General features: G+C 63.2%; 19 protein-coding genes. 11 read left to right on the top strand and 8 right to left on the bottom strand.

Going from position 1 to position 22819, the window contains the following annotated elements:
• The first annotated feature begins 56 nt into the window (after nt 1-56).
• From PST29_RS26155 to PST29_RS31335, 3 genes are all read left to right on the top strand, one after another.
• Nucleotides 57-1496: a cytochrome ubiquinol oxidase subunit I gene (locus tag PST29_RS26155; protein WP_011063588.1), complete on the top strand. Its 1440-nt coding sequence runs from the start codon at nt 57-59 to the stop codon at nt 1494-1496.
• A 3-nt stretch (nt 1497-1499) separates the two neighbouring features.
• Entirely contained in the window at nt 1500-2507 is a 1008-nt protein-coding gene (gene cydB, locus PST29_RS26150) for a cytochrome d ubiquinol oxidase subunit II (RefSeq protein ID WP_060841191.1), read from the top strand.
• Between the two features lie 75 nt (nt 2508-2582).
• On the top strand, nt 2583-2750 hold the full coding sequence (locus PST29_RS31335; RefSeq protein ID WP_082729298.1) for a DUF2474 domain-containing protein: 168 nt from the start codon (nt 2583-2585) through the stop codon (nt 2748-2750).
• Nucleotides 2751-2816: 66 nt separating this feature from the next.
• On the opposite strand, the gene PST29_RS26145 is transcribed toward PST29_RS31335, so the two are convergent.
• On the bottom strand, nt 2817-3941 hold the full coding sequence (locus PST29_RS26145) for a methyltransferase (RefSeq protein WP_060844687.1): 1125 nt from the start codon (nt 3939-3941) through the stop codon (nt 2817-2819).
• 214 nt (nt 3942-4155) lie between these two features.
• Here PST29_RS26145 and PST29_RS26140 point away from each other — a divergent pair, with 214 nt between their 5' ends.
• The gene (locus PST29_RS26140; RefSeq protein WP_060841190.1) at nt 4156-4932 is read left to right on the top strand and encodes a ferredoxin--NADP reductase; all 777 of its coding nucleotides are present in this window, start codon (nt 4156-4158) and stop codon (nt 4930-4932) included.
• 49 nt (nt 4933-4981) lie between these two features.
• On the opposite strand, the gene mscL is transcribed toward PST29_RS26140, so the two are convergent.
• A complete protein-coding gene (mscL, locus tag PST29_RS26135; protein ID WP_060841189.1) occupies nt 4982-5395 on the bottom strand; it encodes a large-conductance mechanosensitive channel protein MscL in 414 nt (137 codons plus the stop codon).
• Nucleotides 5396-5682: 287 nt separating this feature from the next.
• On the opposite strand from mscL, the gene PST29_RS26130 reads away from it, so the two are divergent.
• From PST29_RS26130 to PST29_RS26115, 4 genes are all read left to right on the top strand, one after another.
• Entirely contained in the window at nt 5683-7224 is a 1542-nt protein-coding gene (locus PST29_RS26130; RefSeq protein ID WP_060844686.1) for a catalase, read from the top strand.
• A 67-nt stretch (nt 7225-7291) separates the two neighbouring features.
• Nucleotides 7292-7852: an ankyrin repeat domain-containing protein gene (locus PST29_RS26125; RefSeq protein WP_060841187.1), complete on the top strand. Its 561-nt coding sequence runs from the start codon at nt 7292-7294 to the stop codon at nt 7850-7852.
• Between the two features lie 45 nt (nt 7853-7897).
• The gene (gene radA / locus PST29_RS26120; protein ID WP_011063580.1) at nt 7898-9265 is read left to right on the top strand and encodes a DNA repair protein RadA; all 1368 of its coding nucleotides are present in this window, start codon (nt 7898-7900) and stop codon (nt 9263-9265) included.
• 33 nt (nt 9266-9298) lie between these two features.
• On the top strand, nt 9299-10027 hold the full coding sequence (locus tag PST29_RS26115; RefSeq protein ID WP_060844685.1) for a hypothetical protein: 729 nt from the start codon (nt 9299-9301) through the stop codon (nt 10025-10027).
• A gap of 16 nt (nt 10028-10043) precedes the next feature.
• Here PST29_RS26115 and PST29_RS26110 read toward each other — a convergent pair whose 3' ends face one another.
• Entirely contained in the window at nt 10044-10412 is a 369-nt protein-coding gene (locus PST29_RS26110; RefSeq protein WP_060844684.1) for a PilZ domain-containing protein, read from the bottom strand.
• Nucleotides 10413-10651: 239 nt separating this feature from the next.
• On the opposite strand from PST29_RS26110, the gene PST29_RS26105 reads away from it, so the two are divergent.
• The 3 genes from PST29_RS26105 to yjiA all read left to right on the top strand — a co-directional run bounded on the left by PST29_RS26105 (nt 10652) and on the right by yjiA (nt 14016).
• Nucleotides 10652-12718: a carbon starvation CstA family protein gene (locus PST29_RS26105; protein WP_060841184.1), complete on the top strand. Its 2067-nt coding sequence runs from the start codon at nt 10652-10654 to the stop codon at nt 12716-12718.
• A gap of 15 nt (nt 12719-12733) precedes the next feature.
• A complete protein-coding gene (locus PST29_RS26100) occupies nt 12734-12931 on the top strand; it encodes a YbdD/YjiX family protein (RefSeq protein ID WP_007937254.1) in 198 nt (65 codons plus the stop codon).
• Between the two features lie 113 nt (nt 12932-13044).
• Complete coding sequence (gene yjiA / locus PST29_RS26095; RefSeq protein WP_060844683.1) at nt 13045-14016, top strand: GTPase; 972 nt, start codon at nt 13045-13047, stop codon at nt 14014-14016.
• 23 nt (nt 14017-14039) lie between these two features.
• Here yjiA and PST29_RS26090 read toward each other — a convergent pair whose 3' ends face one another.
• From PST29_RS26090 to PST29_RS26070, 5 genes are all read right to left on the bottom strand, one after another.
• On the bottom strand, nt 14040-14753 hold the full coding sequence (locus PST29_RS26090) for a GntR family transcriptional regulator (protein WP_060844682.1): 714 nt from the start codon (nt 14751-14753) through the stop codon (nt 14040-14042).
• A gap of 37 nt (nt 14754-14790) precedes the next feature.
• A complete protein-coding gene (locus tag PST29_RS26085; RefSeq protein WP_060844681.1) occupies nt 14791-15504 on the bottom strand; it encodes a FadR/GntR family transcriptional regulator in 714 nt (237 codons plus the stop codon).
• A 79-nt stretch (nt 15505-15583) separates the two neighbouring features.
• The gene (locus PST29_RS26080) at nt 15584-16897 is read right to left on the bottom strand and encodes a C4-dicarboxylate transporter DctA (RefSeq protein ID WP_060841180.1); all 1314 of its coding nucleotides are present in this window, start codon (nt 16895-16897) and stop codon (nt 15584-15586) included.
• Between the two features lie 353 nt (nt 16898-17250).
• Nucleotides 17251-18504, bottom strand: coding sequence for a serine hydroxymethyltransferase (gene glyA / locus PST29_RS26075; RefSeq protein WP_060841179.1), 1254 nt, complete (start codon nt 18502-18504; stop codon nt 17251-17253).
• A gap of 215 nt (nt 18505-18719) precedes the next feature.
• The gene (locus PST29_RS26070) at nt 18720-22568 is read right to left on the bottom strand and encodes a sensor domain-containing protein (RefSeq protein ID WP_060841178.1); all 3849 of its coding nucleotides are present in this window, start codon (nt 22566-22568) and stop codon (nt 18720-18722) included.
• Between the last annotated feature and the right edge of the window lie 251 nt (nt 22569-22819).

The raw sequence follows: 22819 nt of genomic DNA, 5'->3' as shown, positions 1-22819 counted from the left end.
GGCAGTAGGCGCTGGCCCTTGGCCCGCAGCCGGTATTACCTGATAGAGGAAAGCTTATGTTCGGTTTAGAGGCGCTTGATCTCGCCCGAATTCAATTCGCGTTCACCATCTCGTTCCACATCCTGTTCCCGGCGATCACCATCGGCCTGGCGAGTTACCTGGCGGTACTCGAGGGCCTGTGGCTGAAAACCCGCGACGACACCTACCGTGATCTCTACCACTTCTGGTCGAAGATCTTCGCCGTCAACTTCGGCATGGGTGTGGTTTCCGGCCTGGTGATGGCTTACCAGTTCGGCACCAACTGGAGCCGTTTCTCGGACTTTGCCGGGTCGGTCACCGGCCCCTTGCTCACCTATGAAGTGCTCACGGCCTTCTTCCTGGAAGCCGGTTTCCTCGGTGTGATGCTGTTCGGCTGGAACAAGGTCGGGCGCAAGCTGCACTTCTTCTCCACGGTGATGGTGGCCATCGGTACCCTGATCTCGACCTTCTGGATCCTCTCGTCCAACAGCTGGATGCAGACTCCGCAAGGCTATGAAATCGTCAACGGCCAGGTGATCCCGGTGGACTGGCTGGCGGTGATCTTCAACCCGTCATTCCCCTATCGCCTGGCGCATATGGCGGTCGCCGCGTTCGTTGCCACGGCGTTCTTCGTCGGCTCGTCCGCAGCCTGGCACTTGCTGCGGGGCCGCGACAACCCGGCCATTCGTCGCATGCTGTCGATGGCGATGTGGATGGCCCTGATCGTGGCGCCGGTGCAGGCGGTGATCGGCGACTTCCACGGCCTCAACACCCTCAAGCATCAGCCGGCGAAAATTGCCGCGATCGAAGGCCACTGGGAAAACGTCGGCAACGAGCCGACCCCGCTGATCCTCTTCGGCTGGCCGGACATGAAGGCCGAGAAGACCCGTTTCGCGGTGGAAATCCCCTACCTGGGCAGCCTGATCCTCACCCACTCGCTGGACAAGCAGGTGCCGGCGCTCAAGGAGTTCCCGCCCGAGGACCGGCCCAACTCGACCATCGTCTTCTGGTCGTTCCGGATCATGGTCGGCCTGGGCATGCTGATGATCTTCACCGGCCTGTGGAGCCTCTGGCTGCGCAAGCGCGACACCCTCTACACCTCGCGCCCGTTCCTGTACCTGGCGTTGTGGATGGGCCCATCCGGGCTGATCGCGATCCTCGCGGGCTGGTTCACCACCGAGATCGGTCGTCAGCCGTGGGTGGTCTATGGCCTGATGCGCACGGCGGACGCCTCGTCCGGGCACAGCTTTGTGCAGATGAGCATCACCCTGGCGCTGTTCGTGGTGGTGTACTTCTCGCTGTTCGGCGTGGGTATCGGCTACATGATGCGCCTGGTGCGCAAAGGTCCGGTCACCAACGAAGGTGCCGAAACCAGCCACGGTGGTCCCGGGCAGAAACGTACCCCGGCCCGTCCGCTGTCCGCAGCCGACGATGACCACGACGCCGACCACGGCACCCGCCTGAACAAGGGGAACTGAGTCATGGGTATTGATCTTCCGCTGTTATGGGCCGTGATTATCATCTTCGGCATCATGATGTACGTGGTCATGGATGGCTTCGACCTGGGGATCGGGATTCTCTTCCCGTTCGTCAAGGACGAGCGCGACCGTGACGTGATGATGAACACCGTCGCCCCGGTCTGGGACGGCAACGAAACCTGGCTGGTGCTGGGGGGCGCGGCCTTGTTCGGCGCCTTCCCGCTGGCCTACTCGGTGGTGCTCTCGGCGCTCTACCTGCCGCTGATCCTGATGCTGGTGGGGTTGATCTTCCGCGGCGTGGCCTTTGAGTTCCGCTTCAAGGCCAAGGACGACAAGCGCCATATCTGGGACAAGGCCTTCATCGGCGGTTCGCTGGCGGCGACTTTCTTCCAGGGTGTGGCCCTGGGGGCGTTCATCGATGGCCTGCCGGTGGTCAACCGGCAGTTCGCCGGCGGCTCGCTGGACTGGCTGACGCCCTTCACCCTGTTCTGCGGCCTGGCGCTGGTGGTGGCCTATGCCTTGCTCGGCTGCACCTGGCTGATCATGAAGACCGAAGGCAAGCTGCAGCAGCAGATGCATGACATTGCTCGGCCCCTGGCCTATGTGGTGCTGGCGGTGATTGGCATCGTCAGTATCTGGACGCCGCTGGCCCACGCCGAGATCGCCGCGCGCTGGTTCACCCTGCCGAACCTGTTCTGGTTCCTGCCGGTGCCGATCCTGGTGCTGGTGACCATGTACGGCCTGCTGCGCGCCGTGGCCCGCAATGCCCACTACACCCCGTTCCTGCTGACCCTGGTGCTGATCTTCCTCGGCTACAGCGGCCTGGGCATCAGCCTGTGGCCGAACATCGTGCCGCCGTCGATCTCCATCTGGGACGCCGCCGCGCCGCCGCAGAGCCAGGGCTTCATGCTGGTGGGGACCTTGTTCATCATCCCGTTCATCCTGGGCTACACCTTCTGGAGCTACTACGTGTTCCGCGGCAAGGTCACCCACGAAGACGGTTACCACTAGGCAGGAGCCGGCTGCTGGCGCTTTCGCTGGCAAGCCGGGCCCTACGGGAATTCGGGTTAGGCAGGAGTTGCAATCATGAGCGGTAAACACTCTTTGCAGGAAATCGAACAGGCGGAAAAGAAACCGCTGTGGCAGCGCCTGGGCTGGCTGGCGATGATCTGGGGTGGCAGCGTACTGGCCCTGTTTGTGGTGGCCAGCCTGATGCGCCTGTTCATGAATGCTGCGGGCTTGACCACCCACTGATCATCCCATCCCGTTGCCTTGCGGCACGGTTTCAACCCTCCGCCTGCGGAGGGTTTTTTTTGCCTGTTACTTGCGTGCCTTGAGGATCACGAACTTGGGCGTCGCCGCCACTTGTTCGACGCCGCGGAACAGCCGCGCCAGCTTGCTGTGGTAGCCCAGGTGGCGGTTGCCGACGATATACAGCGCGCCGCCCACCACCAGCGCCTCCCGGGCCTGCTGGAACATGCGCCAGGCGAGGAAGTCGCCCACCACCTGCTGCTGGTGGAACGGCGGGTTGCACAGCACCACGTCCAGGGACTGCGGCGCCTGCCCGGCCAGGCCATCGCCGGCGCGCATCTCGGCTTCACGGTCACCGAGCAGCGCCTGCCAGTTCTCCCGGGCCGACTGCACGGCCATGAAGGACTCGTCCACCAGGGTGTAGTGGGCCTGGGGGTTGTCCAGGGCGCTGGCGATGGCCAGTACGCCGTTGCCACAGCCCAGGTCTGCGACCCGGGCGCTGCCGAGGTTCTGCGGCAGGTGCGGGAGGAAGGCGCGGGTGCCGATGTCCAGGCCTTCGCGGCAGAACACATTGGCGTGGTTGAGCAGCTCGATGGCCGGCTGCTCCAGGCGATAGCGGGTCGGGTAGGGCGACACCACCGCCGGCCTGGCTTCTGGCGTGGCGATCAGCAGGCGGGCCTTTTTCACCGCCAGGGAGGCCTGCACCGGGCCGATGTAGCGCTCCAGCAAGTCGCCGGCGGCGCGGGGCAGGTGCTTGATCATGGCCGCCGCCACGACCTGGGCGCCTGGGGCCAGTTGCCCTTGCAGGCGGATCAGTTGCTCTTCCAGCAGGGCCAGGGTCTTGGGCACGCGGATCAGCACCCGGTCGAAGGGGCCGTGCAACGGCTCGCTGGCCGGTATCACCCGCAGGGCGTCGAAGGGCAGGCCGTTGCGCGCCAGGTTCTTTTCCAGGGCCAGGGCGCCCAGGTACGAATCGCCGCTGCTGCTGACCTGGACCTTGCCCAGCAGGCTCGCGGCCAGGGCGCCAAAGCTGTCATTGAGGATCAGCACCCGGCTGTCGCTGGTCGGTTGCTGCTCGGCCAGGTGGTTGAGCAGGTATTCGTCCGCCGCGTCGAAGGCTTGCAGCGGCTCGTTCTGCTGTTCGGGCTGGCGGATCAGGTCGAGCTGGGCGAAGGGGCTTGCAAGCAGGGGCATGGGGCGGACTCTAGGTAATCGGTGAATGTCCCGGCGGTGGGGGCTGTCGCGCGCACGGGAACCCTCGAGCAGCGGCGGTGCGGGCCGTTCGAAGCGGGGCTAAATGGTACGTTTTTTTGCCGGGGATTGCCCGCGCTCTATGCCACTACAAACCGCCGGTGTTTCTGTCCGGCGCTTTGCGGGACACTAGAGCATCGCTTTTGTGGAGCCCGTCATGACCGCCAGTGAAGAAAAGTACACGCGCCAGACCCTGCTGGAGGTCCAGCCGTTGACCTCCAGCCTGTTTACCCTGCGCACCACCCGGGACGCGGGTTTTCGCTTTCGTGCCGGGCAGTTCGCCCGTCTCGGGGTGACCAAGGCCGATGGCAGTACGGTGTGGCGCGCCTATTCCATGGTGTCGTCGCCGTTCGATGAGTTTCTCGAGTTCTTTTCCATCGTGGTGCCTGGCGGCGAGTTCACCAGCGAACTGAGTCGCCTGGCAGTGGGGGACAGCCTGCTGGTGGATCGCCAGGCCTTTGGCTACCTGACCCTGGACCGTTTTGTCGACGGTCGCGACCTCTGGCTGCTATCCACCGGCACCGGGATTGCGCCGTTCCTGTCGATCCTGCAGGACTTCGAGGTGTGGGAGAAATTCGAGCGCATCATCCTGGTCTACAGCGTGCGCGAGGCCAAGGAGCTGGCCTATCAGCAGCTGCTCGCCGAGTTGCCCCAGCGTGAGTACCTGGCGGAAGTGGCCCACAAGCTGCAGTTCATCAGCACCGTGACCCGCGAGCAGCATCCGGGCAGCCTCAACGGGCGCATCACCCAACTGATCGAGAACGGCGAGCTGGAGCGTGCCGCCGGCGTGGCACTGACCCCCGAGCATTCGCGGGTGATGCTCTGCGGTAACCCGCAGATGATCGATGACACCCGTGCGCTGCTCAAGCAGCGGGGCATGAACCTGAGCCTGAGCCGACGGCCGGGGCAGGTGGCGGTGGAAACCTACTGGTAAGCAAAACGGCGCCTTGAGGGCGCCGTTCCTTGTAGTGCTGAAGCCTGTATCAGGGCTTGTTGTTCTGCGCCTTGAGCAGATCGCGGATCTCCCCCAGCAGTTCTTCTTCCTTGCTCGGTACCGGCGGCAGTGTCGGGGCCACGGCCTCTTCACGCTTCAGGCGGTTGATCACCTTGACGCCCATGAAGATGGCGAAGGCAATGATGATGAAGTCGATGATGCTCTGGATGAACTTGCCGTACGCCAACACCACCGCTGGCGTATCGCCCGCCGCGGCCTTGAGCGTGACTGCCAGATCCCCGAAGTTCACCCCACCGATCAGCAGGCCGATGGGGGGCATGACCACGTCGCCGACAAAGGACGAGACGATCTTGCCGAACGCAGCGCCAATGATGATACCCACGGCCATGTCGACCACATTGCCTTTGACCGCGAAGGCCTTGAACTCACTTAGCACGCCCATAGGTTATTCCTTGTTACAGATGAGGTTGGTTACGGCAGTGTAATTCAGCAAAAAGCATTTTGCCGACACAACTTTTAACAGCTTGCGGGCTTATTGACCGATAAACAGGCAAAGAGTTTATTCAAAGTGCCAGCAGATCGCGCGCGATATACCCCGCATCAGATGAGATAACCAGAACATTCTGTCAATCGAGTGGTTGCGGGCTTTCTATTTATCATTCAAATAGTTAGCCACTAGCCTCTAGCGAGCGCATCGGGATGCGCCTTATATAACTAGAGGAATTCAACATGACCGCTTCTCTTGGCCTTGGGAGTCTTTCCCAGCGACGCATACTGGGGGTGCTTGCCGCCAGTCTGGTTTCCCTTTCCGTACAGGCTGCCACGCTGACCCGCGACAATGGCGCGGCAGTGGGCGATAACCAGAATTCACAGACTGCAGGCGCCACCGGCCCGGTGTTGCTGCAAGATGTGCAACTGATCCAGAAGCTTCAGCGGTTCGATCGCGAGCGCATTCCAGAGCGTGTGGTACACGCCCGTGGTACCGGCGCCCACGGCACTTTCACCGTCACCGACAGCCTCAGCGACCTGACCCGTGCCAAGGTCTTTGCCGCCGGTGAGACCACTCCGGTATTTGTCCGTTTTTCCTCGGTGGTGCACGGCAACCACTCCCCGGAAACCTTGCGCGATCCACGGGGTTTCGCCACCAAGTTCTATACCGCAGAGGGTAACTGGGACCTGGTCGGCAACAACTTCCCGACGTTCTTCATTCGCGATGCCATCAAGTTCCCGGACATGGTGCATGCGTTCAAACCCGATCCGCGCACCAATCTGGATGATGATTCGCGACGTTTTGATTTCTTCTCTCATGTTCCCGAAGCCACTCGCACATTGACCGAGCTGTATTCCAACTCCGGAACTCCGGCCAGTTACCGGGAAATGGATGGTAATGGCGTGCACGCCTACAAGTTGATCAATGCCAAGGGCGAAGTGCATTACGTGAAGTTTCACTGGAAGAGCCTGCAAGGCCTGAAGAATCTCGATCCGAAACAAGTGGTCGAGGTCCAGGGGCGTGATTACAGCCATATGAGCAACGACTTGGTAACCCACATCAATAAAGGGGACTTTCCCAAGTGGGACTTGTATGTCCAGGTATTGAAACCCGAAGACTTGGCCAAGTTTGATTTCGACCCGCTGGACGCCACCAAGATCTGGCCGAATGTGCCCGAGCGCAAAGTCGGGCAGATGGTGTTGAACCGCAACCCCGCCAACGTGTTCCAGGAAACCGAGCAGGTGGCCATGGCCCCGTCCAACCTGGTGCCGGGAATCGAACCGTCGGAAGACCGTCTGCTGCAGGGCCGGGTGTTCTCCTACGCCGATACCCAGATGTACCGCCTGGGCGCCAACGCCCTGCAACTGCCGATCAACGCGCCGAAGAGCCCGGTGAACAACGGCAACCAGGACGGCGCCATGAACCTGGGCCACACCAGCACCGGGGTCAACTACCAGCCGAGCCGCCTGATGCCGCGTGAAGAGCCGCAAAGCGCGCGCTACAGCCAGATGGCGCTGTCGGGCAGCACCCAGCAGGCGAAGATCCAGCGTGAGCAGAACTTCAAGCAGGCCGGGGACCTGTATCGCTCCTTCAGCAAGAAAGAGCGCCAGGACCTGATCGATAGCTTCGGCGGCTCCCTGGCCACCACTGACGACGAGAGCAAGCACATCATCCTGTCGTTCCTTTATAAGGCCGACCCGGAGTACGGCAGCGGCGTGACCCGCGTGGCCAAGGGCGACCTGGCCCGGGTCAAGGCCCTGGCAGCCAAGTTGAGCGACTGATCGCGCCAGCTTCACCTCGTCACGCCCGTCCGGGCGTGACGTCTTTTCCCGACAGAGGAGTCGCGCCATGCGTCTTTTTATAGCGCTGTTGTCAGTGGCCTGGTCGTTTGTCGCCTATGCGCAGCCGGCGGCCGAACCAGCGGCGAGTGCCGACCCGGTGGCGGTCAAGGTTCAGCTGGAACACTACTATTTCGATGCCGCGCGCCGGGGCGACGTGGCAATGCTCGACACCTTCATCGAGGCCGGTTACGCCCTCGATACCCAGGATGAAAAGGGCTACACCGCGCTGATCCTGGCCGCCTATCACGGCCAGGGCCCGGCGGTGGAGCGCCTGCTGGCCGCCGGCGCCAATGCCTGTGCCCAGGACAAGCGCGGCAACACCGCATTGATGGGGGCGATCTTCAAGGGCGAGGTGCAGATTGCCCGGCGCCTGCTGGCCGCCGATTGCAGCCCCGACCAGCGCAACGGCGCGGGGCAGACCGCCGCCATGTATGCCGGGCTGTTCCAGCGGGAGGAATTGCTTCAGGCCCTGGCGGCCAAAGGCGCGGACCTGAATGCCGAGGATCCCCTGGGCAATAGCGCCACGCGGCTGGCCAGCGGGCAGATACGCACCGCGCCGCCGCGCTGATCCGTTCCAGCTGAGCTATCATCGCGGTTTTTGCCGGGGGTTCAGATGGCCAAGGCCAAGCGCATGTACGGCTGCACCGAGTGCGGCTCCACCTTTCCCAAATGGGCCGGGCAATGCGGTGAGTGCGGGGCCTGGAACACCCTGACCGAGACCATGATCGAAAGTGGCGGCGCCGCGGCACCTGCCGGGCGCACCGGCTGGGCCGGGCAGCAGGCGCAGATCAAGACCCTGGCGGAAGTCAGCGTCGAGGAAATCCCGCGTTTCTCCACCGCCTCCGGCGAACTCGACCGGGTGCTGGGCGGTGGCCTGGTGGACGGTTCGGTGGTGCTGATCGGCGGCGATCCGGGGATCGGCAAGTCGACCATCCTGCTGCAGACCCTGTGCAATATCGCCACGCGCATGCCGGCGCTCTACGTCACCGGCGAGGAATCCCAGCAGCAGGTGGCGATGCGCGCCCGGCGCCTGGGCCTGCCCCAGGATCAACTGCGGGTGATGACCGAAACCTGCATCGAAACCATCATCGCCACGGCCCGGGTGGAAAAGCCCAAGGTCATGGTGATCGACTCGATCCAGACGATTTTCACCGAGCAGCTGCAATCGGCCCCGGGCGGCGTGTCCCAGGTGCGCGAGAGCGCGGCCTTGCTGGTGCGCTACGCCAAGCAGAGCGGCACGGCGATCTTCCTGGTGGGCCACGTGACCAAGGAAGGCGCCCTGGCCGGGCCACGGGTGCTTGAGCACATGGTCGACACCGTGCTGTATTTCGAGGGGGAGTCCGACGGTCGCCTGCGTTTGCTGCGGGCGGTGAAGAACCGTTTCGGTGCGGTCAATGAACTGGGCGTGTTCGGCATGACCGACCGCGGTTTGAAGGAAGTCTCCAACCCTTCGGCGATTTTTCTCACCCGCGCCCAGGAAGAGGTGCCGGGCAGCGTGGTGATGGCCACCTGGGAAGGTACCCGGCCGATGCTGGTGGAAGTTCAGGCGCTGGTGGATGACAGCCACCTGGCCAACCCGCGCCGGGTGACCCTCGGCCTGGACCAGAACCGCCTGGCCATGCTGCTGGCGGTGTTGCATCGCCACGGCGGTATTCCGACCCACGATCAGGACGTGTTCCTCAACGTGGTGGGCGGGGTCAAGGTGCTGGAAACCGCGTCCGACCTGGCGCTGATGGCGGCGGTGATGTCGAGCCTGCGCAATCGTCCGCTGCCCCATGACTTGCTGGTGTTCGGCGAGGTGGGGCTGTCCGGCGAAGTGCGTCCGGTGCCCAGCGGTCAGGAGCGCTTGAAAGAGGCGGCCAAGCATGGCTTCAAGCGGGCCATCGTGCCCAAGGGCAACGCACCGAAGGAGGCACCGCCAGGCTTGAAGATCATTGCCGTTACCCGCCTGGAACAGGCGTTGGATGCGCTTTTCGAATAATCGGCACGGGACTCGCAGGGAAGGAGGCAGGGGATGGGCATGACAAGGTTGAAGCGCTGGATGCTGGGCGCGGGGCTGTTGGGCTGTTCGGCGCTGGCCATGGCCCAGCAGGCTGAAGTACCGGAAGGCTATCGGATCGCCCAGCAGGTGCTGGTGGGGGACGGCTCGGTGCTGGAAGTACTGGAGGATCTGCGTATCACCCCTGAGTTGCATGCCAACAGCTGGGGCAATGGCCTGGACGCCGACAGTCTGCTCCCGTCCGACGACGATCACCCGGTTGCGCCGTTGGGGGCGCTGGCGCGCCTGGTGTCCGATGGCGGCGAGGTGTTGGCGCAGAAGTCCCTGGACTACCCGATGGCCACGGTGGAAAAGGCTCCGCTGAACGGCCTGCCGTCGCCGGCGTTTTTCCTGACCATTGACCAGACCGCGCCCATGGGCAGCTACAGCGGTCCCCTCACTGAAGTACTGACGCCGGAACAGAGTCAGCTGGATCCGGTGCTGTGCCTGGGGGAGGGCGGCGAAAAGCAGCCGCTGGTGTTCGCCCAGACCGGCAAGGCCGCCTGGCAGATCGTGCCCTCGGACAAGGGCGGCACCGAAAGCATCCAGCAGGTGTCGTCGGCGTCGTCGATGGAGAACGAAGAGTTCATCACCACCTATCGCACCTTCCGTTATGTCGACGGCCAGTGGACCGTTGCCTCGCGGCAACAGGCGGGTTACTGGGACATGGAAAGCGAGTTTCCCGAACCGGCGCTGTTTCCCTGAACAGCAGTGGGGCCGATCAGATATCGATCAAGGCCCCGAGCTCCCGCTCCAGTTCCTCGGGGTCTGCCAGGTTCAGCTCGATCAGGCGCCTGAGGTGTTCGATGGACTCCAGGCCGATGTGCAGGCAGACGAATCCCAGCTGGCCATGATTGTCATGGGCCAGTTGCACGTCCATGCGCACATCGGCATCGGGCCCGAGGTGGATATCGGCTTCGAAGATGCGGTTGGGGTCGCCCAGCCAGGGTTCGGGGCGCTCGATCAGCAGGCCCTTGAGGGACAGGTCCAGCAGTTGCACCGGCCAGCGGTGGGTGCCCTGGCTCAGTTTGGTCTTCGCATCGAAGGCGATGCGCTTGAAGCGTCGACGGTCGGCGTATTGCTCGCTCATGGGCTGGCCCTCTGCATGGTGCACTGACTATAGACCGCGGTTTATGACTGTCGCCACAGGCGGCCTGCAAGCGTGCGACGGCGTTATCGGTCAGGCTGGCCTGAGTTGAAAAAGTTTCGAAAAAAAACCTGCTCATTCGTTAAAAGAAGGCTCTAGACCAACGTGGGGGGTGGTCTTTGAGAGCAGTAGCGCTACACTCGAAACGCTGTCTTTCTGTCCACCCTGGCTGGAATAAAAAAATGAAAAATAATAATAGCCTGCTGCGCCATGTCCCCTGGCTGCTGCTGGCAATCGTAGGAGCGTGCGCCCTCGGCGTAGTTGCATTGCGCCGCGGCGAGGCGATCAACGCCTTGTGGATTGTGGTGGCCGCGGTGGCCATCTATCTGGTGGCGTACCGGTATTACAGTCTGTTCATTGCCACTAACGTCATGCAGCTGGACCCGCGTCGGGCCACTCCGGCAGTGATCAACAACGACGGTCTGGACTATGTGCCGACCAACAAACATATTCTCTTCGGTCACCACTTCGCCGCCATTGCCGGCGCAGGCCCGCTGGTGGGGCCGGTCCTGGCGGCGCAGATGGGCTACCTGCCCGGCACGCTGTGGCTGATTGCCGGTGTGGTCCTGGCCGGTGCGGTGCAGGACTTCATGGTGCTGTTCCTGTCCACCCGGCGTAACGGCCGCTCCCTGGGCGACATGGTCCGTGAGGAGATGGGGCGTATCCCGGGAACCATCGCGCTGTTCGGCTGCTTCCTGATCATGATCATCATCCTCGCGGTGCTGGCGCTGATCGTGGTCAAGGCCCTGGCCGAGAGCCCGTGGGGCATCTTCACGGTCATGGCGACCATCCCGATCGCGGTGTTCATGGGCGTGTACATGCGCTACATCCGCCCGGGCCGCATTGGCGAGATTTCGCTGATCGGCGTGCTGCTGTTGCTGGGCTCCATCTGGCTGGGCGGCCAGGTGGCTGCCGATCCGGTGTGGGGCAAGATGTTCACCTTCACCGGTATCCAGATCACCTGGATGCTGATCGGCTACGGTTTCGTCGCCGCGGTACTGCCGGTGTGGCTGATCCTGGCTCCGCGGGACTACCTGTCGACCTTCCTCAAGATCGGCACCATCATCGCCCTGGCGATCGGCATCCTGATCACCATGCCCGAGCTGAAGATGCCGGCCCTGACCCAGTTCACCGATGGCACCGGCCCGGTGTGGAAAGGCGGCCTGTTCCCGTTCCTGTTCATCACCATCGCCTGTGGCGCGGTGTCGGGCTTCCATGCGCTGATCTCCTCGGGGACCACGCCGAAGCTTTTGGATAACGAAGCCAACGCCCGCTACATCGGCTACGGCGGCATGCTCATGGAGTCCTTCGTGGCGATCATGGCCATGGTCGCGGCCTCGGTGATCGAGCCGGGCGTGTACTTCGCCATGAACAGCCCGGCGGCCATTGTCGGCGGCGACGTGGTGGCCGTGGCGCAGACCGTCAGCAGCTGGGGGTTTGTGATCAGCCCGGAACAACTGCAGGCGGTGGCCAAGGACATCGGTGAAAACACCATCCTGGCCCGTGCCGGCGGTGCACCGACCCTGGCGGTGGGGATCGCGCAGATCCTTCACCACGTGCTGCCGGGTGAAAACACCATGGCGTTCTGGTACCACTTCGCGATCCTGTTCGAAGCGCTGTTCATCCTCACCGCGGTGGATGCCGGTACCCGTGCCGGTCGCTTCATGCTCCAGGACCTGCTGGGGTCCTTCGTTCCGGCGCTCAAGCGCACGGAATCCTGGACCGCCAACCTGATCGCCACCGCCGGTTGCGTGGCCCTGTGGGGCTACCTGCTGTACCAGGGCGTGATCGATCCGCTGGGCGGCATCAACACCTTGTGGCCACTGTTCGGCATCTCCAACCAGATGCTCGCCGGTATCGCCCTGATGCTCGGCACGGTGGTGCTGATCAAGATGAAGCGCCAGCGCTACATCTGGGTCACCCTGCTGCCGGCGGTCTGGCTGCTGATCTGCACCACCACCGCGGGCTTCATCAAGCTGTTCGACGCCAACCCGGCGATCGGCTTCCTGGCGCTGGCGAAGAAGTACAGCGATGCCCTGGCCAATGGTCAGATTCTCGCTCCGGCCAAGGACATCACCCAGATGCAGCACGTGATTTTCAACGCCTACACCAACGCGACCCTGACCGCCCTGTTCCTGCTGGTGGTGTTCAGCATCCTGTTCTACGCGCTCAAGGTCGGTGTTGCGGCCTGGGGCAGCAAGGAACGCACGGATAAAGAAGCGCCCTATCAGGCGGTGCCGGATGCGTAATCGAGGATTGCAAGCATGTTCAACGACCTGAGTCGCCTCGGTAAATACCTCGGGCAGGCCGCGCGCCTGATGGTCGGCATGCCCGACTACGACAACTACGTCGAGCATATGCAAACCAAGCACCCGGACAAGCCGGTGATGTCCTACGAGGCGTTCTTCCGGGAGCGCCAGGAGGCCCGCTACGGCGGCAAGGGCGGTCCGAAGTGCTGTTGAAACACAACGTTTGAGCCACACCCAGGCAGGAGCCGGCTTGCCGGCGATAGCGATTCTTCGGACGCCATCGCCGACACGCCGGCTCCTGCGTTTTTTGCGTGGGAGATCCTGTTTTGCAAAATCCTATTCCCGTCACCGTGCTCAGCGGTTTTCTCGGTGCCGGCAAGACCACCTTGCTGCGGCACCTGCTCAAGGCCGAGCACGGCTTGAAGATCGCCGTGATCGAGAACGAGTTCAGTGAGGCCGGCATCGACACCCAGTTGCTGGGGGAGCAGCCGGTCCAGGTCATGACCCTGTCCAACGGCTGCGTCTGCTGCACCATCCACACCGACCTGACCAAGGCCCTGTATCTGTTGCTGGAGCGTCTGGACAGCGGCGAGATCGCCTTCGACCGGCTGGTGATCGAGTGCACCGGCCTGGCCGATCCGGCGCCGGTGGCGCAAACCTTCTTCGTCGATGAAGAGTTGCGCGAGCGCTACATTCTCGACGGCATCATCACCCTGGTGGATGCCAAGCATGCCGAGTTCCACCTGACCCAGACCATCGCCCAGGCGCAGATCGGCTTTGCCGACCGGTTGCTGGTGAGCAAGCGCGACCTGGTGGATGAGCAGACCTTCGATGCCCTGAGCCAGCGCCTGACGCGGATCAACCGCCGGGCGCCGATCCGGGTGGTGGAGCACGGCCGGATCGACCTGGCCGAACTGCTGGATGTGCGCGGCTTCAATTTGAATGCTGATCTGGGGGGCGGCATCAGCCTGCGCCCGGTGAGCCAGGCACCCTCGGTGGACCGGATCTCCAGCCTGGTGCTGCGCACCGAGCAGGCCCTGGATCTGGATCGCCTCAGCGAGTTCATGAATGAGCTGCTGGAGGATCACGGCAAGCAGCTGCTGCGTTACAAGGGTGTGCTGAATGTGATCGACGAGCCGCGGCGCATGGTGTTCCAGGGCGTGCTCAAGCTCTATGGCTTCGATTGGGACACCGAGTGGGCCGAAGGCGAGGCGCGGGAGAGTGTGATGGTGTTCATTGCCGATGATCTGCCGGAAGAGAAGATCCGGCAGGGCTTCGACAGGATGCTGGGCCGCTGAAGCCTTCGCCGGCCAGCCGGCTCCTACCGCCGGGCCTCGGCGGGTGCCGTGCCTAGCAGGCGGCGCTCCAGGTGATCCAGGTGCCGGTGCATCAGGGCTTCGGACTGCTCGACGTCGGCCGCCTGCAGCGCGTCGATGAGCGTTGCGTGTTCTTGCCAGGCACAGCAGTGGCGAGCGCGACCTTCGAACTGGGCGATGGCCAGGGACGTCAGGGGCACCAGGCTGCCGAGAAACTGCGCCAGCGGGCCATTGCCCGCCACTTCTGCCAGTTGCAGGTGGAACTCCCCGGACAGGCGGATGGCCGGTCCGCGCTGGTCGCGCTCGATGGCTTCACGTTCCCGGGCGATCAATTGTCGCAGAGGTTGCAGTTGGCGCCGGGGTTGTTGGCAGGCCAGGCGCACCAGGGTGATTTCCGTCAGGCGCCGGGCATGCAGGATCTGCCGGGTTTGTTCCCGGTCCGGGGCGGCGACCTGGGGCCGGTGATTGGGCCGCAGGATGATCACTTGCTGATGGGACAAGCGTGCCAGGACCTGGCGGATGATGCTGCGGCTGACGCCGAAGGCCTGCCCCAGGCTGTCCTCGGTGAAGCGGCTGCCGGGGGCGATGCGCTGTTCGAGGATGGCATCGAAGATCTGCGGATAGACGTCATCGACCAGCAGTTTTTTTTCGCCGCACTGGCGCCGCGGCAGGCTGGCCACCAGGGTGAAGGGGTTGTTTTTCAGGGCGTAGCTGACCATGGCCTGTCTCCAGTCCAGTTGCTGACTCGGGGGTTGATTACGGGGCGTTGCTGCCCAGGTGATCGTCCGGAATGTTCAGTTCGATGCCCATGCGCTGGCCTTCCTGGAGAATGTGCCGACGCATCTCGGCGCTGGCCAGAGCGCTGTTCTTGTTGCGGATCGCCCGCACCACCGCTTCATTTTCTTCCAGGCGTTCGGCCAGGTGCTCCGGCGAGTTGCGCAGGATCTGCGCACTTTGCTTGAGGGCATTGCTGGTCTGTTGCACCACGTTCTGGAAGATCGGGTTGCTGGTCAGGGTGAACAGTTCCTCGTGGAAGGCGATGTAGGCATTGACCCCGGCCTCGCTGTCGCCGGCTTCCAGGGCCTCGCGCATGTCCATCAGGGTCAGGCGCAGCTGGCCGACTTCCTTGCTGCTGATGGATTGCGCCACCAGCCCGACGATGAAGGGTTCCAGGGTGTAGCGCAGTTGCAGCACGTCCTCGAGGCTGGCACCGGCCACGCCGCTCTCGGCTCCCTGGGCTTCGCCCTGGGGGGCATCCAGCACTACCACGCCTTTGCCTGGCATGGAGCGCACCAGGCCCAGAGTCTCCAGGACGATCACCGCTTCGCGCAGGCTGGGGCGGCTGATGCCCAATTGCTCGGCCAGTTCACGTTGCCCGGGCAGCATGTCGCCGGAGCGCCACTGGCCACGGGCGAGGGCGGCCCGGAGCTTTTCTACCACTGAATTCACAACCGTTGACGAGCTGATCACTGTTGACTCCATGAGCTATCGGTAGCGCGCCGTTGCCGCGCTGATGGTGGTGCCTGCCGTGGGCAGGCACCAGGCTGGATTAAAATTCCTGCTGGTGGGCAGCGGCCACCGGTTTGCGCGCCTGGAAGGTATAGCCCTGTTGACCACTGAGCACCTTGTTGGCCCGTTGCACGTCGATGTCCTTTTCCCAGCGAGCGATGGCCACGGTGGCCACGCAGTTGCCGATCAGGTTGGTCAGCGCGCGACCGATGCCCATGAACCAGTCCACCGCCAGCACCAGCACCAGGCCCACCACCGGGATCGCCGGGATCGCGGTCAGGGTCGCGGCCAGGATCACCAGGGCCGAACCAGGAATCCCGTGGGCGCCCTTGGAGGTGATCAGCGACACCAGGAGGATGGTCAACAGGTCCGACATGGATAACGGCGTGCCGGTGGCGTTGGCGATGAAGACAATGGCCAGGGTCAGGTAGATGGAGAAGCCGTCCAGGTTGAACGAGTAGCCGGTGGGAATCACCAGGCCCACGGTGGAGCTGCCGATGCCCAGGTGTTCCAGCTTGCGCATGATCTGTGGCAGCACCGCATCGGAGGAGGCGGTGCCGAGGACGATCAGCAATTCTTCGCGCAGGTATTTTAGGAAGGGCAGCATGCGCAGGCCGGACAGACGCATCACCAAGCCGAGGATCACCGCGACGAAGGCAAGGCAGGTCAGGTAGAACAGGCCCACCAGGCTGCCCAGGTGCTGCAGTGAATCCAGGCCGTACTTGCTGGTGGTGAAGGCGATGGCGCCGAACACGCCGATGGGCGCCAGGCGCACGATCATGCCCATGATGCGAAAGATCACGTGGCTCAGCTCGTTGATCAGCCGGGAAATGCCCGAGGCCGCTTCGCCCACCAGGTTCAGGGCGCTGCCGAACAGCACCGAGAACAGCAGCACCTGGAGAATGTTGTTCTCGGCAAAGGCGCCGATCACCGAGGTGGGGATCAGGTCCATGAGGAACTGGGTGGTGGTGTGCATGTGCTGGCCGCGCTGGGCGATATCGCCCATGTCGGCGGCGGACAGCTGTTCCAGGTGAATATTGGCGCCGCTGCCGATGCCGGTGCTGAAGGCCATGACCAGGCCGATCACCAGGGCGATGGTGGTAAGGATCTCGAAGTAGATCACCGACTTGAGGCCGATGCGTCCGACCTTCTTCAGATCGCCAGCGCCGGAGATACCGCTGACCACCACGCAGAACACGATCAGGCCGATGAGCATCTTGATCAGCTTGATGAAGCCATCGCCCAGTGGTTTGAGTTGTGAGGAGTATTCGGGGAGGGTGAGGCCGCAGACGATGCCAAGCATCAGTCCGAGCACAACCTGGAGGAAAATCGAACGCGAGCACCATCTGAGCATGGGGAGGAATCCTGGTCGGTGTCCTGTCTGCCGTGCGCATGGGGGGCGCAGCGGATGGAGGACTTAATTATTGTGGTCTTACCGGTATGTCCAGTGCAGGCGCAGTCTACGCTCGGCTTTTAGCGGTTTACAAGGGGGCTGACGCAAATTGGCATGACCGGTCTGACCAGTGGTTTTTCTTCCCCAAGTCACTGTAGCCGCTGCCGTAGGCTGCGATCGGCCGGAACGGCCGCCCGAGTATCTTGCGTTCGCAAGACCTCGCAGGCTCCTTTCAGCGCCTGGTGCGGCGGCCATCCAGGCACAAAAAAGCCCGGCGCTGGGCCGGGCTTTTTCTGTTGCGGTCTGCGGGCTGATTAAGCGCCGTATACCGGCAGCTTCTTGCAGATGGCCTTGACCTTCTCACGCACGGCGTCGATCACCGCTTCGTTGGAAAGGTCTGCCAGGATGTCGCAGATCCAGCCGGCCAGTTCCTTGCACTCGGCTTCCTTGAAGCCACGGGTGGTCACGGCCGGAGTACCGAAGCGCAGGCCGGAAGTGACGAACGGGGAACGTGGGTCGTTAGGCACGGAGTTCTTGTTCACGGTGATGAAGGCTTTGCCCAGAGCGGCGTCGGCGTCTTTACCGGAGATGTCCTGCTTGATCAGCGACAGCAGGAACAGGTGGTTCTTGGTGCCGCCGGAAACCACGTCGAAACCGCGTGCGATGAACACTTCGGCCATGGCCTGGGCGTTCTTCACCACTTGTTCCTGGTAGGCCTTGAACTCAGGCTGCAGCGCTTCCTTGAAGCAGATCGCTTTAGCGGCGATCACGTGCTCCAGCGGGCCGCCCTGGGCGCCCGGGAATACCGCGGAGTTCAGCTTCTTCTCGATGTCGGCGTTGGCGCGAGCCAGGATCAGGCCGCCACGTGGACCGCGCAGGGTCTTGTGGGTGGTGGTGGTCACGACGTCGGCGAACGGCACCGGGTTCGGGTAGACGCCAGCGGCGACCAGACCGGCCACGTGGGCCATGTCGACGAACAGGTAGGCGCCAACCTTGTCAGCGATTTCGCGGAAGCGCGGGAAGTCGAGGATCTGCGAGTAGGCGGAGAAACCGGCCACGATCATTTTCGGCTTGTGCTCGAGGGCCAGGCGCTCGACTTCGTCGTAGTCGATCAGGCCGTTGGCGTCGATGCCGTATTGAATGGCGTTGTACAGCTTGCCGGAGGAGGAAACGGCAGCACCGTGGGTCAGGTGACCGCCATGGGCCAGGCTCATGCCCAGGATGGTGTCGCCGCCTTGCAGCAGGGCCAGGTAGACCGCAGCGTTGGCCTGGGAGCCGGCGTGTGGCTGGACGTTGGCGTAGTCGGCGCCGAACAGCTCCTTGGCGCGATCAATGGCCAGTTGCTCAACCACGTCGACGTATTCGCAACCGCCGTAGTAGCGCTTGCCTGGGTAGCCTTCGGCGTATTTGTTGGTCAGTACCGAGCCTTGAGCTTCCATCACCGCTGGGCTGGTGTAGTTTTCCGAAGCGATCAGCTCAATGTGCTCTTCCTGACGCTGAGCTTCTTGCTCCATGGCGGCAAAGAGATCGGCGTCGTACTTGGCAATAGTCAAATCACGGCTGAACATGGCGGTCCTCAAGGATCGGGGGGCAGAAAGGGGAGGCATTCTAACCCAATGGGTTTTAGATGGCATATGAAAGGACATCATGTCGCACAGAAGCAGCGCTCAAGTGACGAAATGCAAGCTCCAAGCCGCAAGCCGCAAGCCGCAAGCCGCAAGCCGCAAGCCGGCAGCGGATCGCTTTTCTCTTGCCGCTTGCCGCTTGAAGCTTGCCACTGCCTTTAGTCGAACATGAACAGGGCGTCGTTGCTGAATTGCGCTTCGAAGCGATTGGCCGGCATCGGCCGGCCGAACAGGTAGCCCTGGACCTCGTCGCAGCCATGTTCGCGCAGGAACTCCAGCTGCTCGTGGGTTTCCACGCCCTCGGCGATCACCGCCAGGTTCAGGCTGTGGGCCATGGCGATGATGGCGCGGGCGATCTGCGCATCCTGCTCGCCGGATGGCAGGCCGTCGACGAAGGTGCGGTCGATCTTCAGCACGTCGATGGGGAACTGCTTGAGGTAGTTGAGTGAGGAATAGCCGGTACCGAAGTCGTCGACCGCGATGCTCAGGCCGAGATTCTTCAGGCCGTCGAGGATCTGCATCGCCTCGCTGACTTCGCGCATCAGGATGCTTTCGGTCAGTTCCAGTTCCAGGCACGCCGGCGGCAGGCCGGTGTCCTTGAGGATGGTGGCGATGCGCATGCCCAGCTGGCCGTCGGAGAACTGCCGCGCAGAGATGTTCACCGAGACCTTCGGCACCCGCACCTTGGCCTGGTGCCAGGCCTTGAGCTGGCGGCAGGCTTCGCTGATCACCCAGTCGCCGACATCCACCACCAGGCCCAGTTCTTCCAGCACCGGAATGAAATCCCCCGGCGGCACCAGGCCGCGCCGCGGATGCCGCCAGCGCAGCAGCGCCTCGGCGCCGGTCAGGCGCTTGCCGTCGCCGCTGAACTGCGGCTGGTAATAAAGCACGAACTCTTCCTGCTCCAGAGCGTGGCGCAGGTCGCTTTCCAGCTCCAGGCGCTCCAGGGCGCTGGCGTTCATGTCGGCTTGGTAGAACTGGAAGTTGTTCTTGCCGCGTTCCTTGGCGTGGTACATCGCGGTGTCGGCGTTCTTCATCAACTGGCTCAGTTCGTTGCCGTCCTGCGGACTCAGGGCAATCCCGATACTGGCGGTGACAAAGAACTCCCGGCCTTCGAGGACGAAGGGCTTGACCAGGCTGGCGAGGATCTTCTCGGCCACGTTGATGGCCCGGTTCAGGGCTATTTCGCGACTGGAACGGGGTTGCAGGAGCAGGGTGAACTCGTCGCCGCCCATGCGCGCCACGGTGTCGTCATCGTCGACGCAACCCAGCAAGCGAGTGGCCATTTCCTTGAGCATGCGATCCCCGGCGGCGTGGCCCAGGGAGTCGTTGATCGGCTTGAAGCGGTCCAGGTCGAGGAACATCAGCACCACCCAGGACTTTTGTCGCTCCGCCGATTGCAGCGCGGTGTGCAGGCGGTCCTGGAACAGGGTGCGGTTGGGCAGGTGGGTCAGGGCGTCGTAGTAGGCCAGGCGGTGAATCCGCTGTTCGCTGGCCTTGCGCTCGCTGATGTCGCTGAAGAAGCACACGTAGCTGGCCAGGTCGCCTTCGTCGTCGAGCACCGCGGTGATCCCGACCCAGGCCGGGTAGTGTTCGCCATTGCGGCGTTTTAGCCAGACTTCGCCTTCCCAGGTGCTGTGCTGGTGCAACTGCTTGAGCACGTAGCCCAGGTGGGCTTCCTGCTGCTCGTCGACGGTGAGCATGTTGGGCAACTGGTCGAGTACCTGGGACACGGCGTAGCCGCTGACCCGGCTGAAGGCTTCGTTGGCCTGCACGATGTAGCCGGCCGGGTCGGTGATCAGGATCGCCGAAGTCGAGTGCTCGAATACCGTGGCCGCCATGCGCAGGTCTTTTTCCGCCCGGCGCTGCTGGCTGATGTCGCGGCCGACCCCGAGCACGCCTTCGAAGGCGCCGTGCTCGTCCCACACCAGGACCAGGCGCAGTTCGATGGGGATCTTGCGGCCGTCGGCCCGCAGGCAGTCGAAGAGGAACAACTGGGTCTGCACCTGGCTGCGCAATTGCGCCAGTTGCTCGGGTTTGTCCAGGGCCTTGCTGACCCGGTCCATCAGGGCATAGATGCCGGTCAGTTGCTGCGGGTTGGCGATGGTCGACTGCCAGCCGTTCTGGAAGATCCACTCTACGTCGTAGCCCAGTACGGCATGCACCGAGGGGCTGACGTAGTTCAGCGAGAGCTTGCTGTCGGTGGAGAAGATCACGTCGCTGATGCTCTCGGCGAGCATGCGGTAGCGTTGCTCGCTGTCACGCAGCGATTCGCTGGCCTCGATCTGGTCGGTGATGTCCTTGGCCACGCCGATGATGCGCGTCACCTGGTCGTAGCGGTCCCGGGCCAGGGCCTGCTCGCGGATTTCGAAGCGCCGCCACTGGCCGCTGCGGTGGCGGAAGCGCAATTGGCATTGCAGGAGCTGGGCGTAGGCCGAGTGGCGCTGCTCCTGGCGCAGGCGGTGATAGAGGTCGGCGTCTTCCGGGTGCAGGAGAATTTCCCAGAAGTATTCGCCCATCTGGTGCAGTTCGGTCTTGTTGTAGCCCAGGGTCTGGCCCAGGTGGTGGTTGCTGAAGATCATCCGCTGGCTGATCACGTCCTGCACGTACAGGTGATCGGGCACGGTGCGCACCACGTCGGACCAGAACCCCTCGCGCTCCAGCAGCGACAGCTCGATCAGCTTGCGACTGGTGATGTCGCTGATGCTGAGGATCACCGCACTGTAGTCCTCGACGGCCTCTGGCAGGCGCAGGACCAGCCACAGGTGCTGGTCATTGCCCTGGGCGTCGCTGAGCTTGATTTCCAGTTCCAGCTGTTTCTGCTGGTTGACCACCGCTTCCAGCAATTGGCAGCCGATCGCGTTGCCGTTATTCGGGTTGCCTTCTATCAGCAGTTGCCAGGCCTGCTCGCTGGACTCGACGTTGAGCAGGCGCAGGGCCACCTGGTTGACTTCGGTGATGCGCAATTCACTGAGCAACTGCTGGCGATGATCCGGGTGGCTGGCTTGCCAGCGCTTGAGCTGGTCGCTGTTGTGCACATGGTGCTTGTCGAGCAGTTCCGGGAGCCCGGCGATATCCATGACGCACAGGGCCACGCCGGTGCCTTCGAAGATGTCCTGGTAGCGCCGCCGGCCTTCGTGCAACTGGCGCTGGCGCCGGCGCATGTTCAACAGGGCGATCACCGGCAGCAGGGAGAAGGCCAGGCCCAGCAGGCATTTGCCGATAAAGGCCGGCAGCAGCTCCTCGATCACGGCCTGCTGGTCGAACAGGCCGCGCAGTTGCCAGTCACTGTTGCTCAGGGGCACCAGCAGTACGCTGTCGGCCATTTCACCGGGATCCAGCATGCCCGGGGTCGGGGTGCTGTGCTCGTCGCGCTTGATCACCTGGCGGCTGAGACGGTTCTCGATCACCCAGGTGGGCTTGAAGCTTCCTTCGCTCTGGCGCACCAGGGTCTGCAGGAAGCTGGGCGCCAGGCGCAGAACCCAGTAACTGGGGGTGGCGCCGCTGGACTGGTGCAGCAGCACATGCACCACTGAACCGTCGGCGGGGTTGCTGTAGTAGTAGCGCTGCAAGTGGCTGCGCTGGATCAGTTCGGCGAGCCAGGGAGCGTCATGGCTGTCGCTGGCGCTGTCGCTGAGAATCTGTCCGGAGGCATCCAGCAAGGCAAAGCTGCGCACATCCGGCAGGGAACGCTGGAGCTTGTGTAGTAATTGCTGCTGTTGCTGGCTGTCCTGTGGCGATTCGACGATCGGTAGCAGATTGAGGGCGATCTGCGCATTGAGCGCCAGGTTCAGGCTCAGGTGGTCGGCCAGTTCGGCACTGTAGTCGATGGCGTGCTGGCGTTGGTCCTTGCGGGTTTGCTGCAGTTGGTCGAGCAGTTGCCAGAACAACAGAGCCAGGAGGAGCAGCACCAGCGTTGCCAGTGCGCCTTTGAGTGTGCCCCGCAAAGGATAGGCCGACGCGGAGGCTCTAGCGCGCGCGGGCTGTGGCGAAATAACGTTGGACAAGCTGTGATCCTGCGGTTTGGCTGGGCTGGCGCGACGTGCACTATAAGCCGGACGCCCGAAGGGCGGCTAGCATGCCTTGAGTTGTGGCAAAGTGCCAGTCCCGCTTGGCTGGACCTGGATCGTGCATTGAGGTAGTTTTGCCGGTTACGCGGGAGCGTTCCAGCTCCAGACAATCAGGCTTTTTCCGCCCGCCGGTATTGATCATGGTCAATGCCGGCGCTGCGCATGGCCTGGCCCGGGCCCGGCCCGTT

The sequence above is a fragment of the Pseudomonas sp. St29 genome, assembly GCF_001547915.1.
Lineage (GTDB): Bacteria > Pseudomonadota > Gammaproteobacteria > Pseudomonadales > Pseudomonadaceae > Aquipseudomonas.
This window is presented reverse-complemented; position numbering and strand designations above follow the sequence as displayed.

What these genes read in the sequence shown, in the direction of transcription:
- PST29_RS26115 (WP_060844685.1), top strand. Translation starts at nt 9,299, where the DNA reads ATGGGCATGACAAGGTTGAAGCGCTGGATGCTGGGCGCGGGGCTGTTG.
- PST29_RS26130 (WP_060844686.1), top strand. Translation starts at nt 5,683, where the DNA reads ATGACCGCTTCTCTTGGCCTTGGGAGTCTTTCCCAGCGACGCATACTG.
- glyA (WP_060841179.1), bottom strand. Translation starts at nt 18,504, where the DNA reads ATGTTCAGCCGTGATTTGACTATTGCCAAGTACGACGCCGATCTCTTT.
- radA (WP_011063580.1), top strand. Translation starts at nt 7,898, where the DNA reads ATGGCCAAGGCCAAGCGCATGTACGGCTGCACCGAGTGCGGCTCCACC.
- PST29_RS31335 (WP_082729298.1), top strand. Translation starts at nt 2,583, where the DNA reads ATGAGCGGTAAACACTCTTTGCAGGAAATCGAACAGGCGGAAAAGAAA.
- mscL (WP_060841189.1), bottom strand. Translation starts at nt 5,395, where the DNA reads ATGGGCGTGCTAAGTGAGTTCAAGGCCTTCGCGGTCAAAGGCAATGTG.
- cydB (WP_060841191.1), top strand. Translation starts at nt 1,500, where the DNA reads ATGGGTATTGATCTTCCGCTGTTATGGGCCGTGATTATCATCTTCGGC.
- PST29_RS26090 (WP_060844682.1), bottom strand. Translation starts at nt 14,753, where the DNA reads ATGGTCAGCTACGCCCTGAAAAACAACCCCTTCACCCTGGTGGCCAGC.
- PST29_RS26100 (WP_007937254.1), top strand. Translation starts at nt 12,734, where the DNA reads ATGTTCAACGACCTGAGTCGCCTCGGTAAATACCTCGGGCAGGCCGCG.
- PST29_RS26110 (WP_060844684.1), bottom strand. Translation starts at nt 10,412, where the DNA reads ATGAGCGAGCAATACGCCGACCGTCGACGCTTCAAGCGCATCGCCTTC.
- PST29_RS26140 (WP_060841190.1), top strand. Translation starts at nt 4,156, where the DNA reads ATGACCGCCAGTGAAGAAAAGTACACGCGCCAGACCCTGCTGGAGGTC.
- PST29_RS26125 (WP_060841187.1), top strand. Translation starts at nt 7,292, where the DNA reads ATGCGTCTTTTTATAGCGCTGTTGTCAGTGGCCTGGTCGTTTGTCGCC.
- PST29_RS26105 (WP_060841184.1), top strand. Translation starts at nt 10,652, where the DNA reads ATGAAAAATAATAATAGCCTGCTGCGCCATGTCCCCTGGCTGCTGCTG.
- PST29_RS26155 (WP_011063588.1), top strand. Translation starts at nt 57, where the DNA reads ATGTTCGGTTTAGAGGCGCTTGATCTCGCCCGAATTCAATTCGCGTTC.
- PST29_RS26145 (WP_060844687.1), bottom strand. Translation starts at nt 3,941, where the DNA reads ATGCCCCTGCTTGCAAGCCCCTTCGCCCAGCTCGACCTGATCCGCCAG.
- PST29_RS26080 (WP_060841180.1), bottom strand. Translation starts at nt 16,897, where the DNA reads ATGCTCAGATGGTGCTCGCGTTCGATTTTCCTCCAGGTTGTGCTCGGA.